16 protein-coding genes, 1 pseudogene and 1 riboswitch are annotated in these 17,098 nt (G+C 73.2%); of the genes and pseudogenes, 7 read left to right on the top strand and 10 right to left on the bottom strand.

The genetic code is table 11. The features are described 5' to 3' along the window. Positions 1-2 precede the first annotated feature (2 nt). The gene (locus CHB94_RS00425; RefSeq protein WP_089334615.1) at positions 3-1,196 is read left to right on the top strand and encodes a glycoside hydrolase family 3 N-terminal domain-containing protein; all 1,194 of its coding nucleotides are present in this window, start codon (positions 3-5) and stop codon (positions 1,194-1,196) included. On the opposite strand, the gene CHB94_RS00420 is transcribed toward CHB94_RS00425, so the two are convergent. Continuing rightward, positions 1,186-1,911 (bottom strand): DUF72 domain-containing protein, encoded by a 726-nt coding sequence (locus CHB94_RS00420; protein ID WP_089334614.1) that lies wholly within the window; start codon positions 1,909-1,911, stop codon positions 1,186-1,188. The two genes, CHB94_RS00425 and CHB94_RS00420, sit on opposite strands and share 11 nt — an antisense overlap. 188 nt (positions 1,912-2,099) lie before the next feature. Between CHB94_RS00420 and CHB94_RS00415 the strand changes: the two genes are divergently transcribed. Continuing rightward, complete coding sequence (locus tag CHB94_RS00415) at positions 2,100-2,435, top strand: YnfA family protein (protein ID WP_089334613.1); 336 nt, start codon at positions 2,100-2,102, stop codon at positions 2,433-2,435. A gap of 117 nt (positions 2,436-2,552) precedes the next feature. Here CHB94_RS00415 and CHB94_RS00410 read toward each other — a convergent pair whose 3' ends face one another. From CHB94_RS00410 to CHB94_RS00390, 5 genes and pseudogenes are all read right to left on the bottom strand, one after another. Continuing rightward, positions 2,553-3,401, bottom strand: coding sequence for an aggregation-promoting factor C-terminal-like domain-containing protein (locus tag CHB94_RS00410; RefSeq protein WP_254920301.1), 849 nt, complete (start codon positions 3,399-3,401; stop codon positions 2,553-2,555). A gap of 205 nt (positions 3,402-3,606) precedes the next feature. After that, positions 3,607-3,770, bottom strand: a riboswitch (cyclic di-AMP (ydaO/yuaA leader). A 118-nt stretch (positions 3,771-3,888) separates the two neighbouring features. After that, the gene (locus CHB94_RS00405; protein WP_254920334.1) at positions 3,889-4,446 is read right to left on the bottom strand and encodes a class I SAM-dependent methyltransferase; all 558 of its coding nucleotides are present in this window, start codon (positions 4,444-4,446) and stop codon (positions 3,889-3,891) included. A 196-nt stretch (positions 4,447-4,642) separates the two neighbouring features. Then, positions 4,643-5,449: pseudogene (locus CHB94_RS26620) on the bottom strand (GNAT family N-acetyltransferase); the annotation flags it as partial. Between the two features lie 181 nt (positions 5,450-5,630). Continuing rightward, a complete protein-coding gene (locus CHB94_RS00395) occupies positions 5,631-6,473 on the bottom strand; it encodes an SDR family NAD(P)-dependent oxidoreductase (protein WP_089334610.1) in 843 nt (280 codons plus the stop codon). Then, positions 6,473-7,960, bottom strand: coding sequence for a flavin-containing monooxygenase (locus CHB94_RS00390; protein WP_089334609.1), 1,488 nt, complete (start codon positions 7,958-7,960; stop codon positions 6,473-6,475). The genes CHB94_RS00395 and CHB94_RS00390 overlap by 1 nt, the downstream gene beginning before the upstream one ends. 143 nt (positions 7,961-8,103) lie before the next feature. On the opposite strand from CHB94_RS00390, the gene CHB94_RS00385 reads away from it, so the two are divergent. Then, the gene (locus CHB94_RS00385; protein WP_089334608.1) at positions 8,104-8,745 is read left to right on the top strand and encodes a TetR/AcrR family transcriptional regulator; all 642 of its coding nucleotides are present in this window, start codon (positions 8,104-8,106) and stop codon (positions 8,743-8,745) included. 73 nt (positions 8,746-8,818) lie between these two features. On the opposite strand, the gene CHB94_RS00380 is transcribed toward CHB94_RS00385, so the two are convergent. Beyond that, entirely contained in the window at positions 8,819-9,328 is a 510-nt protein-coding gene (locus CHB94_RS00380; RefSeq protein WP_089334854.1) for a universal stress protein, read from the bottom strand. Between the two features lie 85 nt (positions 9,329-9,413). Beyond that, positions 9,414-10,334 carry a hypothetical protein gene (locus CHB94_RS00375; protein WP_089334607.1) on the bottom strand — a complete coding sequence of 307 codons (921 nt, stop codon included), beginning with the start codon at positions 10,332-10,334 and terminating at the stop codon, positions 9,414-9,416. A gap of 266 nt (positions 10,335-10,600) precedes the next feature. On the opposite strand from CHB94_RS00375, the gene CHB94_RS00370 reads away from it, so the two are divergent. Both CHB94_RS00370 and CHB94_RS00365 read left to right on the top strand, forming a co-directional pair. Beyond that, positions 10,601-11,731, top strand: coding sequence for an LLM class flavin-dependent oxidoreductase (locus tag CHB94_RS00370; protein ID WP_089334606.1), 1,131 nt, complete (start codon positions 10,601-10,603; stop codon positions 11,729-11,731). Beyond that, positions 11,728-12,351 (top strand): FMN reductase, encoded by a 624-nt coding sequence (locus CHB94_RS00365; protein ID WP_089334605.1) that lies wholly within the window; start codon positions 11,728-11,730, stop codon positions 12,349-12,351. Before CHB94_RS00370 ends, CHB94_RS00365 begins: the two co-directional genes overlap by 4 nt. Before the next feature lie 86 nt (positions 12,352-12,437). Here the strand turns inward: CHB94_RS00365 and CHB94_RS00360 are convergent, their stop codons facing one another. Together CHB94_RS00360 and CHB94_RS00355 are read right to left on the bottom strand one after the other, a co-directional pair. Further along, positions 12,438-14,012, bottom strand: a complete 1,575-nt coding sequence (locus CHB94_RS00360; protein ID WP_089334853.1) for an FMN-binding glutamate synthase family protein — start codon at positions 14,010-14,012, stop codon at positions 12,438-12,440. Between the two features lie 81 nt (positions 14,013-14,093). Beyond that, positions 14,094-15,440, bottom strand: a complete 1,347-nt coding sequence (locus CHB94_RS00355) for an MFS transporter (RefSeq protein ID WP_089334852.1) — start codon at positions 15,438-15,440, stop codon at positions 14,094-14,096. Between the two features lie 99 nt (positions 15,441-15,539). Here CHB94_RS00355 and CHB94_RS00350 point away from each other — a divergent pair, with 99 nt between their 5' ends. Further along, positions 15,540-16,199: a TetR/AcrR family transcriptional regulator gene (locus CHB94_RS00350; RefSeq protein ID WP_176445338.1), complete on the top strand. Its 660-nt coding sequence runs from the start codon at positions 15,540-15,542 to the stop codon at positions 16,197-16,199. A 399-nt stretch (positions 16,200-16,598) separates the two neighbouring features. Next, positions 16,599-16,997, top strand: coding sequence for a cupin domain-containing protein (locus CHB94_RS00345; protein WP_089334603.1), 399 nt, complete (start codon positions 16,599-16,601; stop codon positions 16,995-16,997). The last annotated feature ends 101 nt before the right edge of the window (positions 16,998-17,098 follow it).

Raw genomic sequence — 17,098 nt, 5'->3', positions numbered from 1 at the left:
CCATGTCCACCGCCTCTCGCCCGAGGCTCCGCGCTGCGGTGCTCTGCGCGCTGGTAACGCTGGTGACCGCCTGCTCCCCGGGCGGCGAGCCCACCCCCCGCAGGGAGGCGTCGGCGACCTCCGCCGCCCCGAGCAGCCGGCCGCCCGGCCCCGATGAGCGGGTCGAGGTAGTCATGGCCGGCCTCGACCGCCGCGCGCGGGCCGCCCAGCTGTTCGTGACCGGCGTCCCGCTCGCCGATCTCGCGAGCGGCGACAGCGTGGCGCAGAGCGGCGTGGGTGGGCTCTTCCTCGCGGGGCGGTCCGTCGCCCCGGCCGCCGAACTCGCCGCGACCGCTGAGCGCTGGCAGTCCCTGTCCCCCGGCCCCCGCCTCTGGGTGGCCGTGGACCAGGAGGGCGGCGCCGTCCAGTCGCTCACGGGACCCGGCTTCGAGCGACTGCCATCCGCCCTCGATCAGGCTGCGCTCCCGCCGGCCGAGCTGACCGCGCTGGCCGGGGACATGGGGACCGCCCTGCGCGACGCCGGCATCAACCTCGATCTGGCACCGGTCGCCGACGTCGTCCCGCCGGGGACCGAGGCCGCCAACGAGCCCATCGGCGCCCATGACCGCCACTACGGCAGCACCCCCGAGAGCGCGGCCACGGCGGTCGCGACGGTCGTGGACGGGCTCGCGCAGGCGGGGGTGACCGCGACGCTGAAGCACTTCCCGGGCCTGGGGCGGGTCCGGGACAACACCGACACCACCGCCGGGGTCACGGACCCCACCACGACTGCCGACGACGCCCAGGTGACGCTCTTCGCCGACCTGGCACGCTCACCAGCGCACCCGTTCGTCATGGTGTCGTCGGCGACCTATCCGCAGATCGACCCGGCGGCGCAGGCGGCGTTCTCACCCGTCGTCGTGACCGATCTGCTCCGGAAGCGACTGCGCTTCGACGGCGTGGTCATCTCCGACGACCTGGGCAGCGCCCGCGCCGTCCGTGACGTCCCGCCCGGTGAGCGGGCGGTGCGCTTCCTCGCCGCCGGCGGCACGCTCGTCCTCACGGTGGAGCCGGCGATCGTGCCCGAGATGATCGACGCCGTCCTGGCCCGCAGCGAGGCCGACCCCTCGTTCGCCGCCACAGTGGACGACGCCGTGCGCACCGCGCTCCTGGCCAAGGAACGGGCCGGCCTTCTCGCCACTGACGTCAGCCGATGAACTCGCGGAGCCGCTCGGCGTTGCGGACGGCGTGGCCGTGCCCGTCGTTGTTGAAGTACACGAGGACGTCTCGCCCCGCCCCTGCCCACTCCCCCACCCGGTCGGCCCACCAGCGCAGGTCGGCATCGCTGTAGGAACCGGCGTAGAGGTGTCCGGGATCGGGGCCGTGCATCCGGACGTAGACGAACGGCGCGGTGGCCCGCAGCACGCACGGCAGCTGTGCGCCGCTCATCACGCAGTAGGCGGCGCCGTGGCGCTCCAGCAGCGCGAACACCGCCTCCTCGTGCCAGCTGGGGTGCCGGAACTCCACCGCGACCTGCATCCACGACGGCAGGCGGGCCAGGAAGTAGTCGAGGCGGGCGTCGTCACGCTCATGGGCCGGGTGCAGCTGGACCAGCAGCACCGCCCGCCGGTCCCCCAGCTCGTGCCAGGCCGACGTCAGCCGCGGGAGCCACGGTTCGGGCGCGTACAGCCGCTTGGCGTGGGTCAGCCCCCGCGGCGCCTTGACCGAGAGCTGGAAGCCCGGCGGCAGGCGGCGACGCCAGCTCGCGAAGCTCGCGTCCCGTGGCCAGCGGTAGAAGCTGGCGTTGAGCTCGACGGTCGTGAACCGCGCCACGTAGTGGGCCAGCCGGTCCCGGGGGGCAGTCCCGGGTGGGTACAGGACGCCGTCCCAGTGGTCGTAGCTCCACCCGGACGTCCCGATCTGCACGGTCACCCTGCGGCCCCTGTGCGCAGCGTGGCCTCCACAGGCAGCAAGAACGTCACCGTCCGACACCGCTGTCGCGCCGTGACGAGCGAGCATCTCGACGTCGACACGCTCCACGGCCCGCGGCGCGCGCGGTTGTCCTCACTGGCGGCAGCACCGAGGCGGGGCTGCCGCCAGGCGCTGGCACGCTGTTAGCCATGACGGTCACCCGGTCCATCCTGCTGTTCGTGCTCGCCGCCGTCGCCGAGATCGGCGGCGCCTGGCTGGTCTGGCAGGGCGTGCGCGAGCACCGTGGACTGCTCTGGACCGGCGCAGGTGTGGTTGCCCTCGGCGTCTACGGGTTCGTCGCGACGTGGCAGCCCGACGCCCACTTCGGCCGCATCCTGGCCGCCTACGGCGGCGTGTTCGTCGCCGGGAGCCTTGCCTGGGGCATGGCCCTGGACGGCTTCAGGCCTGACCGCTACGACCTCATCGGGGCGGCGATCTGCCTCGTCGGCGTGGCCGTGATCATGTACGCCCCGCGTCCGGCGTAGAGCCCGGCTCGGCGACCGAGGAGCAGCGGCGAGGACCCAGGCCGACGAGGACGTCGTCCGCCGGTGGGTCGACGAGGTCCCTCCACCGTCACGCCCACCGCCGCCGGCGGCAGCGACTCAGTACCAGCCGCTGGACTGCGACTTGGCCCACGCGGCACAGGGCGACCCGTAGGTCTTCTCGATGTAGATGAGGCCCGCGTCGATCTGCCGGTAGCCGTCGGAGGTCTTGGCGATCCCGGTCCCCGCCCACGTCGAGTTGAGGAACTGGGCGATCCCGTACGCGGTGCTGCTCGGGTTCTGCGCGTTGGGGTTCCAGCCGCTCTCCTTGCCCCAGAGGTTCTCCAGGCAGGAGAACTCGCTGCTGCTGCCGACCTTGCTCATGGCGTACTCCTTGTAGGAGCCGCCGGGAGCGACGGGGGCGGAGGTGCCCCGGCCGGGGCGGGCCGCGGCGGCAGCAGCCTCGGCAGCGCGGGCGGCCTCGGCGCGGGCAGCCTCCTCGGCGCGGGCAGCCTCCTCGGCGGCGACCCGTGCCGCCTCCTCGGCGGCGACCCGTGCCGCCTCCTCGGCGGCGAGGCGGGCGGCCTCCTCGGCGGCGAGGCGGTCGCGCTCGGCCTGATCGGCGGCGGCCTGCGCCTCGGCGGCGGCGGTGCGCTCGGCATCGCGCTCGCTACGGCTGGCGGCCAGCTGCCCGAGCGGGGCGACGATCTCGTCACCGGCCACCGGGGCCGGCTGCGCCGGGATGCCGAGCTGCTCGGCGACGCTCACCGACTCCAGCTGCGCGGCGTCGGCGGCCGGCTCCCCGGCGGTGATGACGTTGACCATGACGGCGCCGGCGGCGGCCACCGCGAGGTAGGCGGCGGGACGGCGGCCGGCAGCGGGCGGCCGGGACGCGGGGATGCCGCTGCGACGGAAGGCCATGGCACGGGCCTTGGCAGCGTGCGAGGACGTGATCGTGCGGAGGTTCATGAAGGGCGTGGCTCCGGATGACAGGGCGCGGCGGACCGACGGCGCGCAGGGGTGCAGGGCGGTCCACCGCTGAGGGGTGAGGGGCAGCACCGGGGGCTGGGAGCCCGCCGGACCAGGGTCAGCGCAGGCGACTCCCGCGCGAGGGTCCGTGCCGATGACTGCTGCGTGCAAGGTGTGCCCGAGGGCGCGCCATGCTGCGGCTCTCCATTTCTTCCACGGCCGCCTACCGAGTTAGCTGACGGGTTCGGGCGGGAAGAAGCCCTACCTGCGCGAGCGGAGCTCGGAGCAGGATTCACCCCAGTACTGCGGTGGGTCCCCGGCTCGCCCGCACTCCAGCGGAGTGGCGAGGCGACTCGGCGGCGCCCGACACGGCCTCCCCGGATGGGGCGGAACGTTCCGTCCGGACCGGCCCAACGTAGCGGTCGTTATCTGGTCGTGACAATCCCGCGGGCGCAATCGGCTGCGTGATGCAGGTCGCGCCCACCCGTCACGGCAGTCGCCATACGGTGGTCCGGCGGACCTGCGTGGGCGGGTTGGGCGATGGCTCGGTGTCGGGGACGTCGAAGGTCGTCACGGCGGTCAGCTGCTCGGTCGGCAGGTACGGCCGGCCGGGGTCCCCGAGGTAGACCTCCGCGCCTCGCGCCCGCGCGGCCGCGAGCCAGGGCAGCACCCGCTCGCTCATCTCGCGGTCGTAGCAGACGTCACCGGCCAGGACGACGTCGACCGCGGGCGGGTCCTCCCCCAGCACGTCACCGACGACGGCGACCGGCGCGATGCCGTTCACGTCGGCGTTGACCGCGATCGCGGCGTGCCCGAACGGGTCGATCTCGCTGGCCGTCACCTGCCGCGCGCCGGCCAGGGCCGCGGCCACGGCGACCAGTCCACTGCCCGACCCGAGGTCGAGCACCGACCGGTCGGCGACGGTCGCCGGGACGTCGAGGACGTACCGCGCCAGCGCCTGCCCGCCGGGCCAGGCGGCCGCCCAGAACGGCGGCTCGGTCGGCGCGGTGCCCCGCTCCTCCTCGATCGCCTCCCAGAGCGCCACCACGTCGGGGGCGACCTGCAGGGTCACCTCGGGCACCAGCGACGGCCGAACCGGCCGGGTGTGGTCGCGCACGAAGGCGGCGGAAACGGGGTGGTCGGTCGGCACCGGCCCAGTCAACCCGACCTCGCCGGAGACCGTCGGGGCACAGACGGGCCGACCAGGCGGAGAGCCGGCCGGCCGGGCGGAAGCCGAGGGCCTCGTTGACCGCCACCATGGGCCGGTTGCTCTCGGAGTTGTAGGTGCTGATCCGCCGCACCGCAGGGAACGAGGCGCTCACCTCGCGCAGGACGGCCACCTTCATCCGCGCCCCGAGCCGGTGGCCACGGTGCTCGCGGAGGACGAGGGTGCCGGCCTGCTGGGCGCGCTCGGGCTGCACGAGCGGGATCTGCAGGTCGGTGTAGCCGACCAGCCGGCCGTCCCGCACCGCGCCGGCCGACAGCGTCGTCCGTCCCCGCGCGAGCGCGGCGGCCTCGTACTCGCGGATGCGGGCGCCGTCCCAGTCCTCCTCCTCGACCGGTAGGTCGCCCTGCGGCGCGTCGGTCGTCATGCGCCGGGCCAGGAGGGCGCGGTCCGCCAGCAGGGCGTCCGGCGTGCGGTCGCGCCAGACGACGACTTCGTACCCCGCGCCTGCCTCGGCCGCCTCCGCCTCCACCGCCGCCAGGCGCGCCTCGTCGGGGGGCAGCACCAGGTCGCGGCGGGTCTCCAGCAGGTCGCAGGTCCAGCCGTGCCGGAGGGCGAAGGCGCGACCCGGGGCGTCGGGCAGCGGCTCGTCCACGTCGGCGATGAGCTCCGTGCGGCCGTGCGCCACGGCCAGTGCCAGCCCCTCGGCGAGCAGCGCGCTGCCCAGACCCCGGCGCCGGTGGTCCGGGTGCACCGCCAGGTCGACCGTGGCCACGGTGCCGTTGTCCCGCATCGGGAAGATCAGCCGCAGCGCCCCGGCCACCGCTCCGTCGACCACGGCGGCGCGGTGGGTCCCGGTGCGGGATCCGCCGCCCGCGAGCACCTCGTGCGCCAGTGCGACGTGCTCGGTCGCCGACCGGGGTGGCTCGTCGGGCCGCTCGGCGCGCTGGGACGCCGCCCAGACGCCACACCAGTCGGCGAAGAGGACGTCGTCCGGGCCGAGCTCGACGATGCGGACGGTCACCCCCTGGTTGTACCGACCGGCACAACCGATTTCCGGCCGGTCAGGAGGCGGGCGGCTTCGCCGGGGCCGCCCGGCGGGCGATGAGCCGCCAGTAGGTGCCGGGCATGAGCCGCACGAGGACGTCGGGGACCTTGGCGCTCCATCCGATGAGCAGCCGGGGCCGGCGCTGCTCGATCGCATCCACGATCGTCGCCGCCGCCTTCTCCGGCGGGATCGTCAACAGCGTGGCGAACTGCTCACGGCCCTGCTCGTACTCCTCCGCCGAGACCCCGGACCCGACGCGCGCGCTCTCGGCGATCCGGGTCCTGATCCCGCCGGGGTGCACCACGGTCACCCCGACCGCGTTCTCCGCCAGCTCGTGCCGCAGCGCCTCGGAGAACCCGCGGACGGCGAACTTGCTGGCCGAGTAGGCCGCCTGCCCGGCCGGCGCGAAGATGCCGAAGACGCTCGACACGTTGACCAGGTGCGCTCCGGGGTGGGCCTTCAGCACCGGCAGCAGCGCATGGGTCAGCCGGACCACGGCCCGGAAGTTGACCGCCATGACCCAGTCGAACTCCTCGAGGGTCACCTGGTCGAAGCGCCCGCCCAGCGCGACCCCGGCGTTGTTGACCAGCAACGTCGTCTCCGGGTGCTCGGCGGCCAGCGTCGCGGCGAGGGCCGCGGTCTGCTCGTCGTCGGACAGGTCGGCGACGTGCGTGGCGAGCGTCAGCCCGGGGTGGGCGGTCCGCAGCCGGTCGGCGACGTCCCCCAGCCGGATCTTGTCGCGGTCGACCAGGACGAGGTGGCTGCCGCGCGCGGCGAGCTGGACCGCGAGCGCCTCCCCGATGCCGCTGGCTGCTCCGGTGACGACGGCGGTGCCGCCGGCGAACTGGTACGGGTCCATCAGGCGACCGCCTTCTCCGTCGTGGTGGCGGGCACGCGCCGCTGGAACGTCATGCCCTCGTCCTCCAGCGAGCCGCGCCGCATGAGCGCGACGTCGCGGATGTAGTTCTGGTGCAGCCGCCACGGCGTGCGCCGCCCCTGCTTGGGCAGGTCAGCCAGGCTGCGCTGGACGTAGCCGGAGGCGAGGTCCAGGAACGGCTGGTCGGCACCCTCGGGTGGGGCCACGGGTGTTGCCGACGCATATCCCTCGGCGTCGAGGTGGTTGATCAACCGGCAGACGTAGCCGCTGACGAGGTCGGCCTTCAGCGTCCAGGACGCGTTGGTGTAGCCGATCGTCATCGTGAAGTTGGGGACGCCGGACAGCATCATCCCCTTGTAGGACACCGCCTGTGACACGTCGACGGGGTCGCCGTCGACGCTCAGGGACATCCCACCCATCGGCAGCAGGTTCAGGCCGGTCGCGGTGACGATCACGTCCGCGTCCAGGTGCTCCCCCGACTCCAGCGCGATGCCCGTCGGGGTGAACCGGGCGATCCGGCCGGTGGCGATGGAGGCCTCACCCCGGCGCAGGGCACCGAACAGGTCCCCGTCGGGCACCAGGCACAGCCGCTGGTCCCACGGGTCGTACGGCGGATGGAAGTGCGTGTCGACGTCGAATCCGGCAGGCAGTTGCTTCTCGGTCAGTCGGCGGATCAGTTCCCGGGCCGCGGCCGGGCGGCGCCGGCTGAACTGGTAGAGCGCGGTGGAGAGCAGGACGTTCTTCCAGCGCACGATCGGATACGCGAGCTTCGCCGGGAGTCTGTTGCGCAGGAGCTGGGCCAACGGATCGCGGCCCGGCAGCGACAGGATGTAGCTGGGGGTGCGCTGGAGCATCGTCACGTGCTCGGCCTCGCCGGCCAGGCTGGGCACCAGCGTCACCGCGGTGGCGCCGCTGCCGATGACGACGATCCTCTTGCCGGCCGCGTCGAAGCCCTCGGGCCAGTGCTGCGGGTGGATCACCTCGCCGCTGAACTCCGCCTCGCCCTCGAACCGCGGCCGGAAGCCCTCGTCGTAGCGGTAGTAGCCCGAACACACGGACAGCCACGAACAGGTCAGCCGCACCGTCTCCCCGGTGTCCGTGCGGCGGGCGGTCACCGTCCAGCGGGCGTCCTGGGACGACCACGCGGCGGAGAGCACCTGATGGTGGAAGCGGATGTTGCCCTGCACGCCGTGCTCGCGCGCGGTGTCCTGGATGTAGTGCCGGATGGCGGCGCCGTCGGCGATGGACGTCGACTCCTTCCACGGCCGGAAGGCATAACCGAGGGTGAACATGTCGGAGTCCGACCGGACACCCGGATAGCGGAACAGGTCCCAGGTCCCCCCGACGGCGCCGCGGGACTCGAGGATCGCGTAGCTCTTGCCCGGACACTCCTGCTGCAGGTGGCAGGCAGCGCCGATGCCGGACAGTCCGGCCCCGACGATGACGACGTCCACGTGCTCCGGTGCCATGTGCGTGCTCCATGGGCTGGGCCGGTGGAACCGGCGGGAGGGTCGTCGGTGCCGCGAAACCGTGCCGCACCGACGTTATCGACGCCCTGTCGAACGAGCCGACGGAGTGTCGAGAAACGCCTTCCCCCAGGTAGTCTGCGGCCGTGACGGTCCGCGAGACCTCGCCCCGGGGACGCCGTGCCGCCCGTCCCTCGGGCGACGACCGCGAGCTGGCGATCCTGGCCACCGCCGAGCGGCTGCTCGGGGAGAAGCCGCTGAGCGCGATCTCGGTCGACGACCTCGCCCGCGGCGCCGGCATCTCCCGGCCCACGTTCTACTTCTACTTCGCCTCCAAGGACGCCGTCCTGCTGTCCCTGCTCGACCGGGTCGTCGCCGAGGCCGACGCCGTCTCGCGGGAGGCGTTCGATCACCCGGTGAGCGGTCCCCGCGAGGGCTGGGGACGGGTCATCACCGCCTACTACGAGACCTTTCGGGCGCACCGCGCGCTCACTCTGGCCTGGGCGGAGGCACGCTCGTCCAACGCCGAGATCCGGCGCCTGTGGGCCGACGTGGTCGAGTCCTGGGTCCAGCGGTGCACGACCGCCATCGAGGCGGAACGCACCCGGGGGGCGGCGCCGGACGGCCCGCCCGCCCGTGACCTGGCCGTCGTCCTGGCCTCCACCAACGAGCGGGTGCTCTACGCGACCTTCAGCGGCGACGGTCCCGCGCTCGCCGAGACCGACGTGGTCGACGTGCTGCTGGAGGTATGGCTGCGCGCCATCTACGGCGCCTCCCCGACCGACTGACCTGGACCGAACAGCGTCGCCACGCAGTCGCCGACCACGCTGCCGAGCCGCAGCGTCCCGCCGGACACCCGGGTCACTCGGTCGCGACCGCCCTTCCGGCCGGCGCCTCGATCTCCCGTCCGGTCGCTCCGGTACGGACAACGGTGACCGGGCAGGGTGCGTGGTGCACGAGCTGGTCGCTGACCGATCCCAGGAGCAGGCCGCGGAAACCGCCGCGACCCCGCGCACCCATGACCAGCAGGTTCGCCCCCTGGGCGGCGGCCATCAGTCCCTGGGCCGGTGCCTTGTGCACGACGTGGCAGGTGACCCGCACCGACGGGTCGAGGCCCGCGGCCTTGACGTGGGCGGTGAGCTCGTCGTGCACGGCCTTCTCCCAGTCCCGCAGCGGCGGCACGTACCCGGGCGTCCAGCTGCTGGGCTGCGGCGCGGTCATCATCGCCCAGGCCCGGACCACGTGGAGCTCGATATCGGCCCGGCAGGCCAGGCGGCCGGCCCACGACAGCGCCTCCTGTGCGGACCTCGAACCGTCGTGCCCGACGACGATCCCGCCCTCCACGCGCACGACCTCACAGACGTCGTTCATCACTGCCTCCCTCGTCCGTCCCAGGGCCTCGATGTCTGGCGGCCAGCCTCTCACCAGGAGAGCGAGCGGAGGGCGGACGCGGGCGTCAGTGGGCGGAGGGGGCCGGGCGGCCCGCCATCGCCACCACGTTCGGCTCGTCCCGGTCGTCCCGCCTGATGCCCGCCGGCGCCACGTCGGACTCCTCCGGGTCGCCGAGGACCCTGCCCTCGACCGCGACATTCGGCTCGTGCGGGTCGTCCGCCATCGCCGCCAGCGCGTCCCCGATCCGGTCGGTCAGTGCGCGCAGCAACTGCCGGGCCCGGTCCTCCTGCCGGCGCAGCTCGACGACGTCTGCCTGGACGGCTGCCAGCTGGGCAGCCGCGGCCGCTGCGGCCCGCTCCCGCTCCTGCGCCGCCCGCGCGGCCAGGCGGTCCCGTTCGGCGACGGCCTCGCGCACGATCCCGGCAGCCTCGGCGCGGGCCCGGCCGACCGCAGCCGCAGCATCCGCCCGGTCCCGGCGAGCCTGCTCCAGGAGCTCGTCGGCCGCCCGGACCGCCATCTCCTTGATCTGGTGCGCCTTGCGCAGTCGGGCGTCGGCCTCGGTCAGCGCCTCGGCCTTCAGTCGCTCGGCCTCCTGCGTGCCCGCCTCGGTGATCGCAGCGGCCTCGTCGGAGGCCAGGCGCAGCATCGCCTGGACGCGCTCGGAGACCGGGAACGTCTCCCGCCCGCGAGGCGCCTCCGCGATCACTCGGCGCGAGATCTCCAGCTCCGCCGAGCACTGGGCGAACCTGCTCAACAGGTGGTCGGCCTCCCGCCGGACGGCGATCAGCTCGCTCTCCGCCCAGGCGGTGTAGTTGTCGACCTCGAGTCGGTCGTAACCCTGGAGGCGGATCCGGAAAACGGGTCGATGGTCCATCAACTCGTCCAGGTCACCGCGCCTGTTCGGCACCGCCGGCGGCGCATCGGTCCGGGCACCCGCGGCCTCTCCCTTGCCGGTGGCCTGACCGGACCTTGCACGCGAACCCATCGTCGTTCTCCTCTGTGCCGGCGCAGCTCACCCAGGCGGACAGTGCCAGACGAGGGGACGAACCGTGCCGCACCGTGACCGGACCGTGAACTGGCCCCGGCGTAGCTCCGCCAGCCTGTGCCAGGGCGGCTACGTTCCGTCGTCTGCGGCGGATGCGACGTCATACCGCCCACAGGGGTGGGTTCCGCGGAGCGCGGGCATAGCCGCGGAGTCCTCCGTGTTGTGCGGGGCAGTAGTTGTGCTTTCAACTAGCGACGGAGACGGACATGCAGTTCGGCATTTTCACGGTCAGTGACATCACGCCCGACCCGACCACCGGCCGCACGCCGAGCGAGGCGGAGCGCATCAAGGCGGTCCTGACCATCGCCCGGAAGGCCGAGGAGGTCGGGCTCGACGTCTTCGCCCTCGGCGAGCACCACAACCCGCCGTTCTTCTCCTCCTCCCCCACGACCACACTCGCCTGGATCGCCGCGCAGACGTCGACGCTGCAGCTGTCGACGTCCACGACGCTGATCACCACCAACGACCCGGTGAAGATCGCCGAGGACTACGCGATGCTCCAGCACCTGGCCGACGGCCGGGTCGACCTGATGATGGGTCGCGGGAACACCGGACCGGTCTACCCCTGGTTCGGCAAGGACATCCGCGACGGCATCGAGCTCGCGGTGGAGAACTACGCGCTGCTGCGGCAGCTCTGGCGGGAGGACGTCGTCAACTGGGAGGGCAAGTTCCGCACCCCGTTGCAGGGCTTCACCTCCACTCCCCGGCCGCTGGACGGCGTCCCGCCGTTCGTCTGGCACGGGTCGATCCGCAGCCCGCAGGTCGCCGAGCAGGCCGCCTACTACGGCGACGGGTTCTTCCACAACCACATCTTCTGGCCGCCGGAGCACACCCAGCAGATGGTCGAGTTCTACCGCCGGCGCTTCGAGCACTACGGCCACGGGACCGCGGACCAGGCGATCGTCGGCCTCGGCGGGCAGGTGTTCATGCGCAAGAACAGCCAGGACGCCGTCCGGGAGTTCCGCCCCTACTTCGACAACGCCCCGGTCTACGGGCACGGTCCCTCCCTGGAGGAGTTCACCGCCCAGACCCCGCTGACCGTGGGCAGCCCCGAGCAGGTCATCGAGCGCACCCTGGGCTTCCGCGACTACGTCGGTGACTACCAGCGGCAGCTGTTCCTCATCGACCACGCCGGCCTGCCGCTGAAGACCGTGCTCGAGCAGCTCGACCTGCTCGGCGAGGAGGTCGTGCCGGTGCTGCGCCGCGAGTTCGCCGCGCTGAAGCCGGCGCACGTGCCGGACGCGCCGACCCACGAGTCCCTGGTGGCCGCGGCCGGCGGCGCCAAGGACTCCACCGTGTTCGCCCCCGCCGACAGCGTGACGGGGCAGGCGCGATGACCACCCGCACCCTGGCCGTCGTCAGCGCCGGCCTGAGCGTCCCGTCGTCCACCCGGCTGCTCGCCGACCGGCTCACGGCCGCCACCGTCGAGGCCCTCGAGGCGCGCGGTGAGGACACCACGGTCGAGGTCGTGGAGCTGCGGTCGCACGCCCGCGACCTGGCCGACAACCTGGTCACCGGGTTCGCCAACCAGGAGCTGCGGACGGCGGTGGACACGGTCACCGGCACCGACGGCCTGATCGCGGTGACGCCGATCTTCTCGGCGTCCTACAGCGGCCTGTTCAAGACGTTCTTCGACGTGCTGGACAAGGAGGCCCTGGTCGGGAAGCCGGTGCTGCTCGGGGCCACGGCGGGGACGGCCCGGCACTCGCTGGCTCTCGAGCACGCCGTCCGCCCGCTGTTCTCCTACCTGCGGGCGGTGACCGTGCCCACCGCCGTCTTCGCCGCCTCCGAGGACTGGGCCGGTGGCGGCGGCGTGGATCGCGCGCTCGCCGGACGGATCGACCGGGCCGCCGGGGAGCTGGCCGACCTGGTCACCGGCCGGCTGGCCGCGGTCCGCCCGGTGGACCCGTTCGCCGACCCGACGACCTCCTTCGAGGACCTGCTCCGCGGCCGTTGAGCAAGGACCCCCTGCCCCCACCGCATCGGCCCCGTCCAGGGCACCGCCGCGAGCTGGCGAGCGGTGGGGGAGACGGGGTCCTTCGTCTAACCGACGGCGTCCGGGGACGGCGGGGCAGAGCCGCCCTGCGGCGACTCCCCGGTCATGATGCGGGCGATCTCCGCACGGTCCGCGGGCGAGGGCACCCCCCATCCCGGCTCGTAGCCGTAGACCTCGTGCAGCGGCGTGGACGCGCTCCGCCCGGTCAGCACCTCCACCGAGCTGGAGTCGATCAGGCCCGGGTGCTCGACGCCGCACGCCTCGGCGACCTTCAGCAGGTCGCGGCGCAGAATACGCACGTAGTTGGCCGCCCGCACCGACTTCAGCGCCGGGTCCAGACCGTGGCTGAGCCAGGCGTTCTGCGTGGCGACGCCGGTGGGGCAGGTGTCGGTGTGGCACTTCTGCGCCTGGATGCAGCCGATCGCGAGCATCGCCTCCCGGGCGACGTTCACCATGTCGCAGCCCAGCGCGAACGCGACGACCGCGTTGTCGGGCAGGCCCAGTTTGCCCCCGCCCATGAACACGACCTGCTCAGCCAATCCCCTGCGGGCGAAGGTCGCGTAGACCCGGGCGAAGCCCAGCTGGAAGGGTAGCGACACCGAGTCGGTGAAGATCAGCGGTGCCGCGCCCGTGCCGCCCTCGCCGCCGTCGACGGTCACGAAGTCCACGCCGCGCCCGTCGCGGGACATGAGGTCGGTCAGCTCGTCCCAGAACGTCATGTCGCCGACCGCGGACTTGATGCCGACCGGCAGCCCGGTCTCGGTCGCCAGCAGTTCCACCCAGTCGAGCAGGCTGTCGGTGTCGGAGAACTCCGCGTGCCGCGACGGGCTCACGCAATCCACACCCTCGGGCACCCCCCGGGCCGCCGCGATCTCCTCGGACACCTTCGCACCGGGCAGCACCCCGCCCAGCCCCGGCTTGGCGCCCTGGCTCAGCTTGATCTCCAGGGCCCGCACCGGAGCGCCCGCGACCAGGTCCTTGAGCCGCTGCAGGTCGAACCGCCCGTGCTCGTCCCGGCAGCCGAAGTACGCCGTGCCGATCTGGAACACCAGCTCACCGCCGTGGCGGTGGTGCACCGAGAGGCCGCCCTCGCCCGTGTTGTGCATGCAGCCGGCCAGGGCCGCGCCCCGATTCAGCGCCTCGACCGCGGCGCCGGACAGCGACCCGAAGCTCATCGCCGAGATGTTGACCAGCGAGTTCGGCCGGAACGCCGCCGCACGGCCGCGCGCCGCCCCGAGGACCTTCGCGCACGGCAGCACGACGTCCTCACCGGCCTGGACATGGGCCGCCGGCACCGCCCGGCCGAAGGTGCGGTGGTTGATGACGGGATAGCCGGCGGTGTACTCGAGATCGTTGTCGGTGCCGAAGCCGAAGTAGTTGTTGGCCTTCTTCGCCGACGCGTAGACCCACCGCCGCTGGTCCCGGGTGAACGGCCGTTCCTCGTTGTTGCCCGCCACGAGGTACTGCCGCAGCTCGGGTCCGATCGCTTCCAGCAGGTACCGGGCACGCCCGACCACGGGGTAGTTGCGCAGTAGGGTGTGCTCGCGCTGCAGCAGGTCGCGGGCGGCGACGGCCGCGACGGCGGACAATCCGGCTGCGGCCGCTCGTGCGACGCGGTTCATGACGGTCACTATCCCCGTCGGTGGGCTCCGCGGACAGCCGATCGGGTACCGATCGTCACGACAGCGAGTCGAGCGCCGGGTTCAGCGGTAGGCCGAGGTCCCGCGCAGCCGGGCACGGGCGGCGATGTGGAGGGGTGCGAGGACGACGCCGTCGCGGGCGAGCCGCCCCCGCAGCTCACGGCGGTGGCGCAGCACACCCACGAGTCCGATCGCCCAGAACAGGTACTGCACGGCGAACGCCGCCCGGAACGCGTCCAGCTCGTAGGCGGTCGAGGAGCCCGGGGTCAGTACGTCGAGGACGACGCCGACGCCGAGGATCGTGAGCAGCGAGGCGACGAAACCACCGACGTTGACGACGCCACTGGCGCTGCCCATCCGCTCGGCGGGGTTCTCGGTGCGGGCGTAGTCGAACCCGATCATCGAGCCGGGCCCGTTCGTGCCCAGGACGACGACCAACACGATCAGCAGCGGGAGCGGAGCGCGGCCCGGCCAGAGGAGAACGACCGTCCAGACGCCGGCGGTGACGGCGAGGATGGCGAACACCAGGTCCGACCGGCGCAGGGGCCACCGCCCGCACAGCCGGCCGAACAGCGGGCCCACGCCCATGCCGACCGCGACCAGCAGCGTCAGCAGTGCGGCGGCGACCGCAGGCGACCGGCCCTGCCCGACGACGAGGAACGGATATCCCCAGAGCAGCGCGAAGACCGTGCCGGAGAACTGGGTGACCAGGTGCGTGTAGAGGCCGATCCGGGTGCCGGGCTCCCGCCAGGTGGCCGTGAGGTTGCCGCGCAGCTCGGACAGGCCTGCGGGGGTGGCCGGCTCGGTGCCGGGCGGCGTATCCCGGAGGGCGACCAGCACCAGGACGGCGACGACCACTCCGGTCGCCGCGGCCCCGAGGAAGGTGGCCTGCCAGCTCGTACCGTGCAGCAGCGCGACCAGCGGATAGGCCGCGACGACCGAGCCGAGCTGGCCCAGGATCCCGGTGAGCTGGGTGATCAGCGGAACGGTGCGGCCGGGGAACCAGAGGGAGACCACCCGCAGGACGCTGATGAAGGTCATGGCATCGCCGGCGCCGACCAGCACGCGGGCACCCACCGCCGTGGGGACGTCGGTCGCCAGCGCCAGCACGAGCTGGCCGGCGGCCATCGTGAGCGCGCCGGCGAGGATCATCCGTCGCGACCCGAACCGGTCCAGGGCCACACCGACCGGCACCTGCAGTGCGGCGTAGACGGCCAGCTGCACGACCAGGAAGAGCGAGACCGCCGACGCACCTGCGGAGAACCGCTCCTGCGCCTCGACGGCGGCGACGCCGAGGGAGGCCCGGTGGAACACCGCGACCGCGTAGGCGACCAGGGCGACCAGCCACACCGCGTAGGCCCGGGCCGACGGCCGGACGGCGGGAGGGGCGCTGTCCCCGGCTGGCTGCATCGTCACCCCATGGAGGACAACGGGCCGACGGCGCAGCTTCCGTCGCGCCGCGGTGAGATTGCTCACCCGGAGCGCTCGTGCCCATTACAGTGCGCCTCGATGCACACGCTCGTCGATCCCGCCGCAGATCCCGCCGTCGACGACGCCCCGCGCCGCGGCCGGATCCTGTGGGCCCTGGCCAGCTGCATGGCCGAGAAGGGCTACCAGGCGACGACGATCGCCGACATCGCCCGGGTGGCCCGGGTGTCGAAGACGGTCGTCTACACCCACTTCCCGGACAAGGAGCACTGCCTGCTGGAGCTGTACTCCCGCGCCAACGACAAGGTGCTGGCGACGGTGCGGCAGGCCCAGGAGGACGCCCGCAGCGCCGGGCTGCCCTGGCGGGACCGGCTGCGCGCAGGGATCAGCGCCTACCTGGAGACCCTGGCGGACGGACCGGCGGTCGCGTGGGCGGCCCTCGTCGAGGTCCAGGCGGCCGGCCGGCCGGCACTGGCCCTGCGCCGGAAGATGATCGACCGGTACGTCGACCTGCTCTGCGGCGTCGCCGAGGGGCTGGCCCAGGACCACCCCGACGAGGTCCGTCCGGTCAGCCGGGAGCTGGTCCTCGCCGCGGTGGGCGGGATCAACGAGCTCATGCTGGCGCGGGTCGAGCGGGGAGAGGCCGAGCACCTCCGCGACGACGCCGACGTGGCGACGGAGGCCGTCGTCGGCCTCCTCGAGCGCCGTCAGGGACCACGGCGCCCGCCGAACGCGGAGTAGCCCGTGCGGTGCCCAGGTCCACCGACCGGTGACAACGGTCTGCAGGCTGGTCAGGCCCCTGCTCAGGTGGATCGGAGCCGGATGAGTGCACCCGCCGACGTCAGCGTCGGCGCGTCGGATCGACGGATCCCGGGCGACCGCGACGCACCGCGGCGAGGCACTGACCGCCTGGCCTCGGCGTCGGGTGTGCAGCTGTGGTCGCCTCCCGGCGCGGGAGACGACAGCAGCCGAAGGCCCGCGCCAGGGCGGGGTGCCCGGCCGGCAGCACGTCCGGGTGATCACGACGAGTACGCGGCGAGCACACGGGGCAGGAGAACCGTCGTCCCCCGTCCGGGCGCCCCGCCGTGCGCGGGCACAGCAGCTCCGGACGGCAGCAGTCCGACGAGAGGAGCGCCGTCCATGGCGTCCGTCATCCACTACACGATCGCCACCGAGGCCGAGAAGAGCCCGGACTTCCGCCGCGTCCTCTGGACCGGCGAGCACACCCAGCTGGTCATCATGACCATCCCGGCCGGCGGTGAGATCGGCGAGGAGGTCCACGAGGTGGACCAGATCCTCACCTTCGTCAGCGGGACCGGGGAGGCCAGGATCTCCGGCTCCACCAAGCAGGTGGCCCAGGGCGACCTCGTCGTCGTGCCGGCGGGCAAGAAGCACAACTTCGTCAACACCGGCGAGAACCCGCTGATCCTCTACACGGTCTACGGGCCGCCGGAGCACGCCGACGGCGCAGTGCACAAGACCAAGGAGGAGGCCGACCGGCTGGAGGAAGAGGGCAAGGACGAGCCGCCGACCTCCTGAATCCGTTCAGGAGCCGGCGTGGCCGCCGTCAGCCGGCGGCGGCCACGGCCCGGTCCCCGCACCGGGGAAGCTTCCAGCGCCGACCGGTCCCGCGCGAACGT

The organism is Blastococcus mobilis (assembly GCF_900188025.1).
GTDB classification, from domain to species: Bacteria; Actinomycetota; Actinomycetes; order Mycobacteriales; family Geodermatophilaceae; genus Blastococcus_B; species Blastococcus_B mobilis.
This window is presented reverse-complemented; position numbering and strand designations above follow the sequence as displayed.

What these genes read in the sequence shown, in the direction of transcription:
- CHB94_RS00395 (WP_089334610.1), bottom strand. Translation starts at nt 6,473, where the DNA reads ATGGACCCGTACCAGTTCGCCGGCGGCACCGCCGTCGTCACCGGAGCA.
- CHB94_RS00375 (WP_089334607.1), bottom strand. Translation starts at nt 10,334, where the DNA reads ATGGGTTCGCGTGCAAGGTCCGGTCAGGCCACCGGCAAGGGAGAGGCC.
- CHB94_RS00365 (WP_089334605.1), top strand. Translation starts at nt 11,728, where the DNA reads ATGACCACCCGCACCCTGGCCGTCGTCAGCGCCGGCCTGAGCGTCCCG.
- CHB94_RS00355 (WP_089334852.1), bottom strand. Translation starts at nt 15,440, where the DNA reads ATGCAGCCAGCCGGGGACAGCGCCCCTCCCGCCGTCCGGCCGTCGGCC.
- CHB94_RS00345 (WP_089334603.1), top strand. Translation starts at nt 16,599, where the DNA reads ATGGCGTCCGTCATCCACTACACGATCGCCACCGAGGCCGAGAAGAGC.
- CHB94_RS00360 (WP_089334853.1), bottom strand. Translation starts at nt 14,012, where the DNA reads ATGAACCGCGTCGCACGAGCGGCCGCAGCCGGATTGTCCGCCGTCGCG.
- CHB94_RS00390 (WP_089334609.1), bottom strand. Translation starts at nt 7,960, where the DNA reads ATGGCACCGGAGCACGTGGACGTCGTCATCGTCGGGGCCGGACTGTCC.
- CHB94_RS00350 (WP_176445338.1), top strand. Translation starts at nt 15,540, where the DNA reads ATGCACACGCTCGTCGATCCCGCCGCAGATCCCGCCGTCGACGACGCC.
- CHB94_RS00410 (WP_254920301.1), bottom strand. Translation starts at nt 3,401, where the DNA reads ATGAACCTCCGCACGATCACGTCCTCGCACGCTGCCAAGGCCCGTGCC.
- CHB94_RS00380 (WP_089334854.1), bottom strand. Translation starts at nt 9,328, where the DNA reads ATGAACGACGTCTGTGAGGTCGTGCGCGTGGAGGGCGGGATCGTCGTC.
- CHB94_RS00370 (WP_089334606.1), top strand. Translation starts at nt 10,601, where the DNA reads ATGCAGTTCGGCATTTTCACGGTCAGTGACATCACGCCCGACCCGACC.
- CHB94_RS00425 (WP_089334615.1), top strand. Translation starts at nt 3, where the DNA reads ATGTCCACCGCCTCTCGCCCGAGGCTCCGCGCTGCGGTGCTCTGCGCG.
- CHB94_RS00415 (WP_089334613.1), top strand. Translation starts at nt 2,100, where the DNA reads ATGACGGTCACCCGGTCCATCCTGCTGTTCGTGCTCGCCGCCGTCGCC.